Consider the following 13,708-nt stretch of genomic DNA (forward strand, 5'->3'; position numbering starts at 1 on the left):
ATGAAAAAAAGTATAGTATTGATTGCGGTGTTGTTTTTATTTTTTAGTTGTAAGAAGGAAGTGGTCGAAAAACCCAAAGGTCTTATTGAAAAAGAAAAAATGATGAATATTATGTATGATTTGTCACTTTTGGATGGTATCAAGTACCAAAACAATACAGTGAGAGATAGTATAGAATTGAACCCGTCAGAATATATTTTTAAAAAATATAAGATTGATAGCCTTCAATTTGCTAAAAGCAATATTTATTACGCTTCTAATTATGTTGAATATAAAGACATGTTTGATAAAATTATCAAGCGTTTAGATGATAAAAAAACAGTACTTGATTCAATGCTTAAAAAAGAGAATAAAGCTAAAAGTAAGAAAAATTCTTTACTGCTTTTAAAAGAAAAACCAGCTTTAAAAAATGATTCTTTATTAAAACCTTACAGTGAAGATAGAGCGATTGAGTTGAAACGCAAACGCAAATTTAAAGCAGCTAAAGTTCTCTTAAATAAAAATGCTGCTGCAGTCAAATAATAATTATCGAAAGCAATACAGATTTACAAGAATTTATTTTCTTGGATATAATGAGTAATAGGAGTAAAGTTGGTTTTTAAAGCCGCTTTGATTTTATCATTAGAATATAAGGTAGTAGAATAAGAAGCTCTTGCTGTAGCTTTAGTAAGGCTTCTTTTTTTTCTAAAAATAAAAGAGGTGATCCAATCAGCTCTCCATAATACCTCCATTGCGAGCGGACTAACTGCTATAGAAGGTCTTTTTGCTTTTAAAGAATCAGCTATTGCATTAAGGATATTTTTAAAAGAACTGTTTTCAGTAATAAGGATGTATTTTTGGTTTTTAATATCGCTTTCCATTAGTTGTACGCAGCTAGTTACAACATCATTTACGGCTACAAAACCCGTAGTTCCTGAGGTATAAAAAGACAATCCTTTACTCACTTTTTTAAATAACTCCCCACTTCCTTGATCAGTAAAACCTGGTCCTATAATCACTCCTGGATTTACAATAATTACCGCTAAACCTTCTTGCTGGCCGCGCCATATTTCCATTTCGGCACCATATTTAGAGATGGCATAATCGCTATGTGGCTTTTCAGGATTCCACTCAGATTCTTCTGTGACTACCGTTTCATTAGGAGCTAAGTCGCCTAGTGCAGCAATAGAGCTAATGTGACATAGTTTTTTGATATTTCTAGCGAGGCAAAAGTTGACGATATTAGCAGTGCCTTCAATATTGATTTTGCGTAGTTTGTTTTCGTCTTTAGAGGCAAACGAAATAAGGGCGGCACAATGATAAACATATTCAATCCCAATGAAGACTTTTTCTAGCGAAGGAACATCAAGGATATCTGCTTGAACCCATTCTATGGTGTCAAATAGTGTGCTTTTTTGATAATGAGTAAATAATGCTTTAGTTTTTAGGATGCTGCTTTGGTCTCTATAAATAGCGCGAATTTGATTGGAACCTAAATTTCCAGATTCAATTAATTGCAGTAATAAATGTGCGCCCACTAAACCTGTTCCTCCTGTTACTAGTATCATATAGCAAATTTACGAATTATGATTTACGAATTGCGATTTTTTAAGATTATGCACACAAACAAATAAGTGATTCGACTTTAAACTTTATATTTGCATAAAAATTATACTAAGTAGAATGAAAAATATTATTTCCGAATTACAGTGGCGCGGATTGGTTCACGACATCATGCCTGGAACCGAAGAACAACTTTTAAAAGAAATGACCACTACTTATATAGGATTTGATCCTACATCTGATTCTTTGCATATTGGAAGTTTAGTTCCTATTATCCTTTTGGTACATTTAAAAAACTTTGGGCATAGACCCATTGCTTTAATAGGTGGTGCAACAGGAATGATTGGAGATCCTTCAGGAAAATCAGATGAAAGAAACCTTCTTGATGAAGTCACTCTTAACCATAATGTAGCAGGAATAAAAGGTGTTTTATCTCGTTTTTTAGATTTTAATTCAAATGCTGCAAATGCGCCGGTTTTAGTAAACAACTACGACTGGATGAAAGGGTTGTCATTTATAAATTTTGCTCGTGATGTAGGGAAGCGTATTACGGTAAATTACATGATGGCTAAGGATTCTGTAAAGAAAAGATTTGCGGGAGAGGGTGAAGGAATGTCTTTTACAGAGTTTACATACCAATTAATTCAAGGATACGATTTTTACCATTTACATAAAGAATACAACTGTTTGTTGCAAATGGGAGGTTCTGACCAATGGGGAAATATCACTACGGGAACAGAATTAGTACGAAGAATGAATGTAGGCGAAGAGGCTAAAGCGTATGCAATGACTTGCCCATTGATTACAAAAGCGGATGGATCTAAATTTGGTAAATCCGAAGGTGGAAATGTTTGGTTAACTGCAGATAAAACGTCGGTTTATAAATTTTACCAATTCTGGTTAAACACGACAGATGTCGATGCCGAAAAATATATTAAAATCTTTACTTTCTTAGATAAAGAAACAATCGATAACTTGATTGAAGAGCATAAAACAGCGCCGCATTTAAGGGTGTTACAACGCAGATTAACCGAAGAGTTAACAACCTTTGTTCATTCAAAAGAAGAATTAGAGAAAGCTATCAAAGCATCAAATATTCTTTTTGGAAATGCAACTGCCGCTGATTTAAAAGAATTGGACGAAGCGACCTTTTTAGAAGTTTTTGATGGTGTTCCGCAAGCTGAAATTGCAAGAAATGAGATGGAAGCGGGAATCGAAATCATCACTGTTTTGAATGATAAGACAGGATTTTTTAAATCGAATGGAGAAGCGAGAAGAGCTTTGACTGCAAATTCGATTTCGATAAACAAAGAGAAAATAAAAGAAGATTTTATACTTTCGTCAAAAGATTTAATCAACAATCAATTTGTATTGTTACAAAGCGGAAAGAAAAATTACTTTGTGGTAAGAGTAGTTTAGAACAAGTATTCAATAGTTAATTGGATTTTGTTGTTAATCGAAGAAAGTCCACTTGAATAATAGTTTTACAATCAAATTATTAAAAAACCCCAATAACTCAAAAGAGTTGTTGGGATTTTTATATTTTAATGCATTGCATATTTAAAGTTAGCTTCGGTCTGTTTGTAAAATTCTAAAAAGGTAAATGTTTGTAAGACAATTATTTGTTTGTGTTAGTCGTTTTTTTTTAAAATATAAAAAGAAATATTTTAAAATAATATACTTCTGATTTTTCTATTTAAAAATGAGTAATAATTATCCATAGTGTGTAATTAGTACACACAAAAACGTTTAATTGAGTTTTTTTTAATTTTAAAGTACCATTAAATTACAACCACGAATATCGGAGTTATCAAAACGTCCCAAAACCTCAAAAGAGTTGTTTAGGTATTTCTTTCCTAAATCCTGGGTGGCAATAAAGGAACAAGAATTGATGTTAGCCAAATCAATCACGTTGATTCCGCCAGTTTTTCCGGTACCTACATAGCTTAAGGCATCTTCAGTATCTCTCAATAGGATTTGGGTCCAAGAGGGGCATTCGAATATTCCATCCCCTAGTGAATAAGCTTGAGATAGTAATTCGGTCATGCCATATTCTGAATGAATCGCTGTAACGCCAAAACCATTGCACAATTGCTCGTGTAGCTCTTCCCGAATCATTTCCTTACGCTTACCTTTCATTCCGCCAGTTTCCATGATTATGGTGTGCTTTAGTCTGAATTGGTGTCTTTCAATTAAATCGAGTAAAGCATAGGTAACCCCTATTAAAATTACGTTTTGTCCAGATTCATCTAAGGTGATGAGGTTTTTAATTAAGTCCTCATGATTGTGCAAATAAAACCCACTTTCCTCGCGATTAGAAAGTTTGATTAAATCTTCAACCATATAAATTAGAGACGAACCATCACGCTCTAGATAGGAAGGTAATAACGCTAGAACCACATAATCTTCGATATTGCCATAAAAATCAGAAAATCCTTTGCGGTAGCTCTCTTCATAAATAGCGACATCAGTAACAAGATGCTTACTGGTAATCATTCCGGTAGTTCCGCTGCTAGTGAAAGTAGCTTCAGCAGGATTAGTATTGGAAACTACAGCATGACTTTTAAAAAATTGTATGGGTAAAAAAGGTATTTGCTGCAGCGACTTTACTTTCGATACATCTGTTTTTAAAAGATCACAAAAGTCTTTATATACTAAGTTATTCTCGTATTGAAAACGAAAAACTTTTAATGCAATTTTTTCAAATTGTTTTTGTCCTGTAATGGTGAAAATATCTGTGGGAGTAATCAAAACTTTTTTTTACAAAGATATTAATTTTATGCTTTTTTATTGGTTTCAAATAGAGTTTAAAATGTTTTGCTTTTAGTACATCTCGCTTTAGCTTCTAAAAGCTTTATTGAAACAAATTAATATGGTTAAAATGGTTTTGATTTGTGTGAAGAACCATTTCGATCATTGTGATTTTTTTTATTGAGTATTGCAGGTTTTAAGCATGTTTAATCAAATATTTTGGCTTTTAGTCTATAGCGTTTAATTTCAATATGGGGGCAAAGGGTATAAAAAAAGCCCCACGGTTAAGAGGAGCTTTAAATTTTTGGTTTTAACTGTGAATTTCATCTTACAATTAACTTGCGAGTCGCTGTTGCGTTTTGTTCATCAATTTTAATGATGTAAACACCAGGGCTTAATGATGAGATATTTAATTCTTTAGAAATAAGTGTTGTTTGAAGTACTTTTTTTCCGAGCAAATCAAAAATAATGATTTGTTTTTCGGCATCGTTTTTTGTCGAGATGTATACTTTACCGTTGCTCACGGGATTAGGATACAAATTCAATCCTTCGATTGTAGTCGATTGTTGTGCTTTAGGTAATTGCTTAGTATCTTGAGCATTGCTGCTAAGAGAGAATAAAAAAACCAATAAAAGAACACTATAAAAGTAATTTTTTGCCATCAATGTGATTTTTGTTAAGTAAATATACAAAAAACAAAGACTATACCAAAAAAAAATGTCTTTCAGTTAAGAAAGACATTTTTGTATGAATATTATGTTTTTTTTAGAATCCAACAGACCAGCTAGCAGCCCATGCTGGCATACCTGCTCCATTTCCTGCACCAGTAGAAGTACCAGTAGAAGTAACGAATGCAGAAACATCTGAAGAAACTCCGCTAGTTGCAGGTGCAACCGCATTCAATTTTCCTTTAGTTTGTGTTGTTACATCAGCAATGAAGTTTACGTTTACAGCTTTTAAAGCAGTAGGTATAAAAGCGATAGTTTCGTCATTTTCAATGTTGAAACCTACAGCCCATCCGCTTAATGCTACGTTTGTAAAAATCCCTTTAGTTCCTCTTCTTAATTTCATTGCGTCATTTTCTAACCATGTTCCTGTTGTTGGAGCACTTCCAGGTCCTACTAATGTCAAGTTTGTGATTGAAGGGTTAGCGATAGGCGTGTTAGCGTATCCTAATTCAAAGTTATCAGCTTCAATACCTCTATTTCCTTTTCCGAAATCTAATTTTCCGTACCAGTTTGTGTTTGTTCCAGACCATCCTTCAGTCCAATCAAATTGATCATCTTCGTTACCAATAGAGATTAGGTTAGACGTGTTCACAGTTCCACCAAAGAACTCCACTCCGTCATCTGCACCTTGGTAAAATTCTACATAATCAACAGTAGTTCCTGAACCAACACCAAATAATGAAAGTCCGTTAAATTCTTTTTCACTATTAAAAGCAGCTCCAGCATACTCGATTCTTAAATATTTTAAAACTCCTGAATTGTCATTAGAGATTGTTCCACCGTAGCTTAGATCAGCTACTTCAGATTGTGCAGTAGCAGTCCCACCAGATACACGGTTAATAGGTGCTTTTCCGCAAATTACTAATCCACCCCAGTCTCCTGCTTTTTTAGTAGTCAAACCAGATGTCATTACAACTGGTTTAGCAGCTGTACCATTTACGTTTATTTTTCCGCCTTGTGCAATTGCAATATAAGAAGCTGTTCCTCCAATACCTTCAATTACTGTTCCTGCTGGAATTGTTAAAGTTGCGCCATTATTTACTTGAATTTTCCCTGTTAATTTGTACGTTTTTGATGCGTCAAGTGTTACTTCACCATCAGTAATTGTTCCTTGAAAATTACTTGCATCAGCAGTAAAAGTTGAAGAAGGAACTGAAGGTGTTGGTGTGTCATTAGATGAACAGCTAGTCATTAAACCTGCAGTTAATGCTAGAAAGCCGAATAATTTTACAGTTGTTTTTTTCATGATTCTTTAATAATAATTTTAGTTATTTTGTTGGTACAAAGATGCGCTAAGAACTTTTTTTGGATGTTATGTAAATGTGATTGTTAGTTTAATAAAAAGGCAATTGAATATTAAGCGAATGTTACTGAGTTTACGTAAGTGATTTAAAACTTAGAGCAGCAAACAGGTATAAAAAAAGAGCAACGATGAGTTGCTCTTTAAAGTATTTGTTGAAAGGTTGATTTCTTAAAACTGGTAGTTTAAACTCAGGCTTAAGTTCATTCCTTTTTTATAAGAAAGTACATTTACATCACCAGTAGCATTTTCTTGAACTCTGTTGATTGAAGGGTCTAAGATATTTTTTACTACTAATCCTAATCCTAGTTTTTCAGTAAGTTTAGATTTGGCTATGAAGTCTAGTGATCCAAAAGCTTTGTCAACTAAGTCTCCTTTTCCGTTAGTACCAATTGCATTTACTCTATCAGAAAAATAAGAGTAAGCTAATGTTGTTGTTAAGTTGCTGTTTGCTTTATTCCATTCATTAAAGAATGTTAAGTCGGCATTTAATAACAAGTCAGACGCTCCAGTAAATTTACTTGTTTTATTAGTGAAATCAACTTGGTAATTTGTTTCGCTGTTTACTTTTTCAGTGTTTAATTCTTGATTACTGTATAAATAAGAAGCGTTGATACCTGCGGATAATTTCTTAGCATTTTCAGAGTCGATATTGAACAATTGTTTTCTGTACTCAATTTCTCCTCCAGCTACATAACCGTAATCTCCTGTGTTGATAAACGAAATATCATTAGAAGATGATGAAATTGTAACTTCATTCATAGGATTCAAAATGTATTTTCCAAAAGCGGTAACCGAGATTAACTCATCGCTTTTTGGGAACATTTCCCATTTAATATCTAAGTTATAATCATCAGATTCGTATAAAAACGGGTTTCCTACTTTAACTTGCAGTACTTCTTCGTAAACAAATAATGCTCTTTCTTTAAACTGTGGTAAGGTGTAGGTTTTACTTGCTCCTAAACGTAAGTTTTGTTTATCGTTTAATTCATATTTCATGATTACACTAGGTAAGAAAGCCGTTTTTTCTAATTTATCATTTCCTATTCCACCAAGTTGAGTGTACCAATTAACTTTTTGCGAAATTTGTTCTCCTCTTAAACCTAAAATTGCAGTTAATTTGTCAAATTTATATTCTGTGTTAAAGAAAGCGCCATGTACAATTTGGTCTCCACTATAAGTTTGAGGATCTAAAGCATTAAATACTTGTGAGTTTCCACGAAATGTGGCAATATTGAAGTATTCATTGTTGAAATTATCTTGGTTGTAAAATAAATCTAAATTGTTTGGGTCTACAATGGTATTTGTGTAACCATTATTCGCTTTAAGATTGAATTGTGTAGCTTGAAAACCTCTAGATTTAATTCTTCCATTGTATCCAAAAGTGAATTTTCCTTTGAAATCTCCTGCAGCATCTTCATTAAACTTATAGTCATAAGATGCATTTGCTGCAAGCTCATCTTCTTTTAATTTTTGAAAATACCTGTGATTGTCAGGAGCAGATATACTTGATAATTGGTATCCAGTTGCTTCGTTTCTAAAAATATTTTGTACTCTATCTGGCATGCTTCCATCAATGATGTTGTATGAGATACCCCAGTTTAATTTAGAGCGATCGCCTATTTTGTGATCACCTAAAATTTGATTGATCCATAAGCTGTTTTTTTCGTAATTAAAACGACGTATTAATCCGTTACCATCATTTGCAATATCAACAATGTATCCGTAATATTCTTCTTTTGATTGTGTAGAAGTGTTGATGTAAAGCGTGTTAAAGCTTACTTTGTTATTGTTGTTTATTTTGTAACCAATATTAGCCATTCCGGTAGTATTAGTTTCATATTTGAGCTCACTATATTTCTCGAAATTTTTATTAGCAATTCCGTTTCCGTTTACACTTGCTTTTGCTGTTCCGTCACTTTTAGAGGAGAAGTCATTACCGAATGAAGCAGTTGCGAAAAAACTTAATTTTCCTTCTGAGCCAACATTAAATGATTTACCTCCAGAGATGCCAAAAGAACTTGCAATAGGAGTGTAGTCTTTCATTTTAAGTGAACTGTAGTTATATTGCGTTAAAGCATTGGTTGGAATATCCTTTTTTGTGAAACCAAAGTTATTAATTCCACTTTGAAGTTTAAAATCACTTTCAGCAATAGCATTTGTGTTTACTTTAGTACCTACATCTATTTTTAGAAAACCATCTCCTTTGTAATCTTTAGAAACAATATCTACGTTTCCACCAGCAAAATCGCCATAGATTTTTCCGTTGTATACTTTATCAATTGAAATGTATTCTACAATATCTGTAGAGAATATTTCAAGGTTTAAGTTTTTCTTTTCTGGATCGTTGGAGGGAATAGGTAATCCATTCATTGTAGTTGAGTTGTAACGATCACCTAAACCTCTAACAAAAATATTTCCAGAACCTTCTTGCTTAGTGATTCCAGTCGTTTTTGTAACTGCTGTAGCAACATCACTAACACCCTTTCTTGCTAATTCTTGAGTTCCTATGCTTTGCTTAATTTCAACTGCATTTTTTTGGTCTAACAATAAAGCAGTTTCCTTTTGTCTATTTGTAGGAGCAGCTTTAATAACCACGTCATCTAGTTTATAGCTTGATGAACCTAATGCTTTACTCATTGTAATTGTCTCGTCACTTTTTAAAGTTACAGCAACTTCAATTGTTTCGTAACCTATAAAGCTAAATTGTATTACATAATTACCTGCAGGTGCTTTTAAGCTATATTTTCCATCGATATCTGTGGTTGTATTTATTGGTGTGCCTTTTAATAATACGTTAGCAAAAGGTAGTGTTTCGTTGTTTGAATCTTTATCAGTTAGTACTCCAGCAATAGTACCTTTATTTTGTGCGAAAGTAAGGGTACTGATAAAAAGCGTTAAAATGAATAATTTCAGTTTCATAGTTGTGTTTAATTTTTTGCAAAGTAATGGGGTACTTGTAAAGTTTGCGTTATTGGGAGGTTACCATTTTGTTTCTTGAATATTAACAAAAGGTTACCATATTAAATTACCATGAAGACGGTTTTTTAACAATCGAAATAGTATTATATTTACATTCGAAATTAACTCCGTCGAATACCATTTAAGGTAGAATTGAATGCGATAAATATTATTTGTTACCAATGAAAAAAAAACACACAAAAATCTTACTTGTTGATGATGAGCCGGATATCTTAGAAATAGTAGGGTATAATTTAACCCAAGAAGGATATCAAATTTTTACTGCTGCAAATGGTAAAGAAGCTATAGCTAAAGCCAAAAAAGAAGTGCCTGACTTAATCATTATGGATGTAATGATGCCAGAAATGGATGGAATGGAAGCTTGTGAGAACATTAGAAAAATCCCTGAATTAAGTAATGTTATCATAACTTTTTTAACTGCTCGCAGCGAAGATTACTCTCAAGTTGCCGGTTTTGATGCTGGTGCAGATGATTATATCACTAAACCAATAAAACCAAAATTGTTAGTTAGCAAAGTAAAAGCATTGTTAAGACGATTAAAGGAAAAAGAGCAAAATAGCGAAACCTTAAACGTAGGCGGAATCGAAATCAATAGAGAAGAATATAAAATTGTTCAAGACGGTGTAGAAATATCATTGCCTAGAAAAGAATTTGAATTGTTCTATTTATTAGCTTCAAAACCAGGAAAAGTTTTTAAACGTGATGAAATTCTAGATAAAGTTTGGGGTAACGAGGTTGTTGTAGGTGGTAGAACAATAGACGTACATATTAGAAAACTACGTGAAAAAATAGGTGAGGATTTTTTTAAAACAATAAAAGGAGTAGGTTATAAGTTTGAAGTGTAGGCAAGTAGTTGTTTATCAAGCTCTTTTATTAAATAATCTACCTACTATAAATGAAAATAAGTTTTAAAAAAACCTATAAATTCGCTGTAAAATCCGCATTGTTCATTAGCGTTTTTGCAACAGCATTTGCTGTGTTGCTCGCTAGTATTATTTTTGAGAATGATCTTCAAAAGCTGTTCTTATTTGGGATGGTTTTTATATTTATAATTTATGTTTTCTCATTTTTAGTTTTACAATACCGTGTGGAGCATTTTATATATAGACGCGTAAAAAAAATCTACGATGATGTCTCGCTTTTAGAATCCAGTACTTTTATCAATCAACCCATCACTACAGATATGGAAACATTGACTAGAGAAGTAAAGAAGTTTGCTACTGATAAAAAACTGGAAATAGAAATGTTGCAAGTAAGGGAACAATACAGGAGGGAATTTTTAGGAAATGTTTCACATGAATTAAAAACACCTTTATTTACTGTTCAAGGATATATTTCGACATTGTTAGACGGTGCAATGGAAGACAAAGCCATTAGAAAAAAATACTTAAAACGTGCCGAAAAAGGAGTAGAACGTTTAATCTATATTGTTGAAGATTTGGATATGATTACCAAGCTTGAAGTTGGCGATTTGAATTTGGATTACTCCGAGTTTGATATTGTGGAGCTAATTCAAAATGTTTTTGACTTGCTGGAGATGAAAGCTGAGAAAAAGAAAATAACATTAGCATTCGAGAATTATCACATCCAGCCTAATTTTGTTAGAGCTGATAAAGATAGAGTACAACAAGTAATAGAGAACTTAATTGTAAACTCAATTAAATACGGAAAAAAAGAAGGGACTACTGAGATTGCTGTGGTGAATCTAACTAAGAAAAAAGTTTTAGTTAGAATAAGTGATAATGGCGAAGGAATAGAAAAGCAGAATATCCCCAGACTTTTTGAGCGTTTTTATCGTGTTAATAAAAGTGGTTCACGATCAGAAGGTGGTTCTGGATTGGGGTTAGCTATTGTGAAACATATTATCGAAGCACACAAAGAAAAAATATATGTCGAAAGTGAATTTGGTATTGGTTCTGAGTTTTCTTTTACCATCGAAAAAGTGGTAAATAAATAAAATATAAAGGGCTGTTTCTAGATCAAGAAACAGCCTTTTTCTTTTAAATGAATTCTATTATTAGCTACACAATACTACAGAAAGATAAATAGGCATCCCAAAAGTGATGTTAAAAGGGAAGGTTATTGCCAATGCCATAGGTAAAAAAATACCTGGATTTGCCTTTGGTACCGCAATCTTCATCGCGGCAGGAACGGCAATATAAGAAGCGCTAGAAGCTAGAACTGCAAATATAAATCGGTTACCAATATCGTCTGTTATTAAATGAGTGACATAAGCAACTATGATTCCGTTGATCAATGGAATAATAATGGCAAAGAAAAAACTGAACCAACCACTTTTAAAAAAGTCATTCAATTTACGACCACTTACAATTCCCATGTCAAGTAAAAATATCGCTAGAAATCCTTTGAACATATCTGTTGTAAAAGGTTTGATTCCCAAGGCTTGTTGATCGCTTGCCAAAAGACCTATGATCAAACTTCCTGTAATTAAAAGCACACTACCATTAGTAAAAGAATGTTTTACCAGCGAACTCATTTTGGTACTGTGAATTTCGTTTTTATTATACAATCGAATTAAAATTACACCCACAATTATTGCTGGCGCTTCCATAAGTGCCATAACGGCAACCATATGTCCACTAAAAGTGTAGTTTTGCATTTCTAAAAAAGTAATGGCTGTCACAAATGTTACTGCACTTACAGAGCCATACGCAGCAGCGATAGCGCCAGAGTTTTCGATACTAAAATACCTTTTTAGAATAAAGAAACTATAGAACGGAATAATCACTGCAATTAAGATTCCAAATGCAACGGACCAAATAATATCCAGCGTGAAATAACTATGCGCCAATTCCTGACCTCCTTTAAAACCGATGGAGAAAAGCAGGTAAAGCGAGATGAATTTTGAAGAGTTTTTTGGAATTTCTAAATCACTTTTTAAACGAACAGCGATGATACCAAGTAAGAAAAAGAGTAGCGCTGGATTAGTAATGTTTTCAAGGAGTAAGTCAAAGTTCATTGTAGCTTGATGTTTTAATGTGATTTATTTTTTTGTTGCGCGTTCTAGTCGATCATTAATGGAGCGTCCCAAACCATGTTTTGGAAATTTTTCGGCAATAATAACATCTAGTTGCAATTGATCTAGTTGGTGTAATGCGTCATACAAGTGGGTTGCGGCTTCCGCCAAATTTCCATTGGTAGATAATACTTTTTGGGTCACGATGTTTTGATCGTCATGCCGATCTCGAAAAGTCAATAAGCCAATTCTTTTTGTTTTAAATAGAGACAGCGTTTCGCTGATATTTGTAGTTAAGATGGTTTGTGTTTTTGGCGCATAATGTCTAGACAACATTCCTGGTGCAGTTGGTGCTTCTTCTGAATGCGTGTTGATTTTTAATGGGCCAATTACAGCTTCAATTTCTTCAATTGTCACAGATCCTAGTCGATATAAAACAGCCGATTCATTTTCAAATCCTATTATTGTCGATTCTATCCCGCTGCGGCATTCGCCTCCTTCTAAAACCGTCAATGATGATGTACTAAAATAGTTGGCAACATGAGATGCTTTGGTTGGACTTATGGAACCAAACGGATTTGCACTTGGCGCCGCCAGCGGAAAGTTCAATTGTTTCAAAAGAGATAATGCGACGGGGTGATTGGGAACTCGAATCGCAACCGTGTCTTTTCCTGCAGTTACGAGATCCGGAATGTTTGCTTGCTTTTTTAGAACCAAAGTCAAGGGTCCAGGCCAAAAAGTATCGGCTAGTACTTGTGCTTTTTTAGGAATTTCGGCAGCAATCAACTTTAAATCATCAACCGATTTGATATGTACAATGAGCGGATTGTAAAATGGTCGTTGTTTCAATTCGAAAATTTTTTTGAGAGCGATTGCGCTAAAAGCATTGCCTGCCAGACCGTAAACTGTTTCAGTAGGAATAGCTACAATTTCGTTTTGATTTAAAAGTGAAGCGGCGTCTGGTATTGAAGAGCTAATTAAGGCCATTTTTAAATTTTAAAATCGTTTAGAGTGGGTTTATTGCGTTAGTTTTATGCTTTTAATGCTGTTTTTTCAAGAGGAACTAAGGTAATTTGTATTTTACCTTCTATTTTAAATTGCATGTTATTTGCTGTAGAATAAGCGACTAAATCCGAAATATTGTCTGCGGCATCGGTAAGCAATTCAACTCTAAGTTTTGAGTGCGAATTTTTTTCGTTAAATCTAATTTCGTTACTAAAATGCTCCAATTGATGAAAGTTGATTTTGCTGTTTATTAATCCTAGTAAGATTTTCTTAGCTTCAAGCGGCGCATATTCCCCTTCAACTAATTGGAACTGTAATTCTTTTTCTGTTTTCATTGCTTTGATTGTTTAATTTGCTGCAAATGTAAAACGGTTAATCCATTTGTTTTTATTTATATTTGTAATGAAATCCATAAAATATTTT

General features: G+C 33.3%; 12 protein-coding genes. 4 read left to right on the forward strand and 8 right to left on the reverse strand.

Annotated features, from left to right (window positions below):
• Positions 1-522: a DUF4296 domain-containing protein gene (locus ACVEGE_RS08890; protein WP_192500626.1), complete on the forward strand. Its 522-nt coding sequence runs from the start codon at positions 1-3 to the stop codon at positions 520-522.
• Positions 523-545: 23 nt separating this feature from the next.
• Here ACVEGE_RS08890 and ACVEGE_RS08895 read toward each other — a convergent pair whose 3' ends face one another.
• On the reverse strand, positions 546-1,547 hold the full coding sequence (locus ACVEGE_RS08895; protein ID WP_192500627.1) for an NAD-dependent epimerase/dehydratase family protein: 1,002 nt from the start codon (positions 1,545-1,547) through the stop codon (positions 546-548).
• Between the two features lie 115 nt (positions 1,548-1,662).
• On the opposite strand from ACVEGE_RS08895, the gene tyrS reads away from it, so the two are divergent.
• Positions 1,663-2,961 (forward strand): tyrosine--tRNA ligase, encoded by a 1,299-nt coding sequence (gene tyrS / locus ACVEGE_RS08900; RefSeq protein WP_173850857.1) that lies wholly within the window; start codon positions 1,663-1,665, stop codon positions 2,959-2,961.
• A 351-nt stretch (positions 2,962-3,312) separates the two neighbouring features.
• Here tyrS and ACVEGE_RS08905 read toward each other — a convergent pair whose 3' ends face one another.
• The 4 genes from ACVEGE_RS08905 to ACVEGE_RS08920 all read right to left on the reverse strand — a co-directional run bounded on the left by ACVEGE_RS08905 (position 3,313) and on the right by ACVEGE_RS08920 (position 9,243).
• Positions 3,313-4,293: a LuxE/PaaK family acyltransferase gene (locus ACVEGE_RS08905; protein WP_192500628.1), complete on the reverse strand. Its 981-nt coding sequence runs from the start codon at positions 4,291-4,293 to the stop codon at positions 3,313-3,315.
• A 323-nt stretch (positions 4,294-4,616) separates the two neighbouring features.
• The gene (locus tag ACVEGE_RS08910) at positions 4,617-4,955 is read right to left on the reverse strand and encodes a T9SS type A sorting domain-containing protein (RefSeq protein WP_192500629.1); all 339 of its coding nucleotides are present in this window, start codon (positions 4,953-4,955) and stop codon (positions 4,617-4,619) included.
• A 103-nt stretch (positions 4,956-5,058) separates the two neighbouring features.
• Entirely contained in the window at positions 5,059-6,267 is a 1,209-nt protein-coding gene (locus ACVEGE_RS08915; RefSeq protein WP_192500630.1) for a hypothetical protein, read from the reverse strand.
• Between the two features lie 225 nt (positions 6,268-6,492).
• Complete coding sequence (locus ACVEGE_RS08920) at positions 6,493-9,243, reverse strand: TonB-dependent receptor (protein WP_192500631.1); 2,751 nt, start codon at positions 9,241-9,243, stop codon at positions 6,493-6,495.
• Between the two features lie 221 nt (positions 9,244-9,464).
• Between ACVEGE_RS08920 and ACVEGE_RS08925 the strand changes: the two genes are divergently transcribed.
• Entirely contained in the window at positions 9,465-10,148 is a 684-nt protein-coding gene (locus ACVEGE_RS08925; protein ID WP_173850845.1) for a response regulator transcription factor, read from the forward strand.
• 50 nt (positions 10,149-10,198) lie between these two features.
• Positions 10,199-11,260, forward strand: coding sequence for a sensor histidine kinase (locus ACVEGE_RS08930; protein WP_192500632.1), 1,062 nt, complete (start codon positions 10,199-10,201; stop codon positions 11,258-11,260).
• A gap of 60 nt (positions 11,261-11,320) precedes the next feature.
• Here ACVEGE_RS08930 and ACVEGE_RS08935 read toward each other — a convergent pair whose 3' ends face one another.
• Genes ACVEGE_RS08935 through ACVEGE_RS08945 form a run of 3 tightly spaced genes read right to left on the reverse strand, consistent with a single transcriptional unit; the run spans position 11,321 to position 13,620 of the window.
• Complete coding sequence (locus tag ACVEGE_RS08935; protein ID WP_192500633.1) at positions 11,321-12,283, reverse strand: sodium-dependent bicarbonate transport family permease; 963 nt, start codon at positions 12,281-12,283, stop codon at positions 11,321-11,323.
• Positions 12,284-12,307: 24 nt separating this feature from the next.
• The gene (locus tag ACVEGE_RS08940; RefSeq protein ID WP_192500634.1) at positions 12,308-13,267 is read right to left on the reverse strand and encodes an L-threonylcarbamoyladenylate synthase; all 960 of its coding nucleotides are present in this window, start codon (positions 13,265-13,267) and stop codon (positions 12,308-12,310) included.
• A gap of 44 nt (positions 13,268-13,311) precedes the next feature.
• Positions 13,312-13,620 carry a hypothetical protein gene (locus ACVEGE_RS08945; RefSeq protein WP_192500635.1) on the reverse strand — a complete coding sequence of 103 codons (309 nt, stop codon included), beginning with the start codon at positions 13,618-13,620 and terminating at the stop codon, positions 13,312-13,314.
• Positions 13,621-13,708: the final 88 nt, after the last annotated feature.

Source organism: Flavobacterium sp. PL002 (assembly GCF_054165825.1).

Excerpts from the sequence above, each read along its gene's own strand:
- tyrS (WP_173850857.1), top strand. The coding sequence starts at position 1,663 with ATGAAAAATATTATTTCCGAATTACAGTGGCGCGGATTGGTTCACGAC.
- ACVEGE_RS08895 (WP_192500627.1), bottom strand. The coding sequence starts at position 1,547 with ATGATACTAGTAACAGGAGGAACAGGTTTAGTGGGCGCACATTTATTA.
- ACVEGE_RS08925 (WP_173850845.1), top strand. The coding sequence starts at position 9,465 with ATGAAAAAAAAACACACAAAAATCTTACTTGTTGATGATGAGCCGGAT.
- ACVEGE_RS08940 (WP_192500634.1), bottom strand. The coding sequence starts at position 13,267 with ATGGCCTTAATTAGCTCTTCAATACCAGACGCCGCTTCACTTTTAAAT.
- ACVEGE_RS08920 (WP_192500631.1), bottom strand. The coding sequence starts at position 9,243 with ATGAAACTGAAATTATTCATTTTAACGCTTTTTATCAGTACCCTTACT.
- ACVEGE_RS08890 (WP_192500626.1), top strand. The coding sequence starts at position 1 with ATGAAAAAAAGTATAGTATTGATTGCGGTGTTGTTTTTATTTTTTAGT.
- ACVEGE_RS08915 (WP_192500630.1), bottom strand. The coding sequence starts at position 6,267 with ATGAAAAAAACAACTGTAAAATTATTCGGCTTTCTAGCATTAACTGCA.
- ACVEGE_RS08935 (WP_192500633.1), bottom strand. The coding sequence starts at position 12,283 with ATGAACTTTGACTTACTCCTTGAAAACATTACTAATCCAGCGCTACTC.
- ACVEGE_RS08930 (WP_192500632.1), top strand. The coding sequence starts at position 10,199 with ATGAAAATAAGTTTTAAAAAAACCTATAAATTCGCTGTAAAATCCGCA.
- ACVEGE_RS08910 (WP_192500629.1), bottom strand. The coding sequence starts at position 4,955 with ATGGCAAAAAATTACTTTTATAGTGTTCTTTTATTGGTTTTTTTATTC.
- ACVEGE_RS08945 (WP_192500635.1), bottom strand. The coding sequence starts at position 13,620 with ATGAAAACAGAAAAAGAATTACAGTTCCAATTAGTTGAAGGGGAATAT.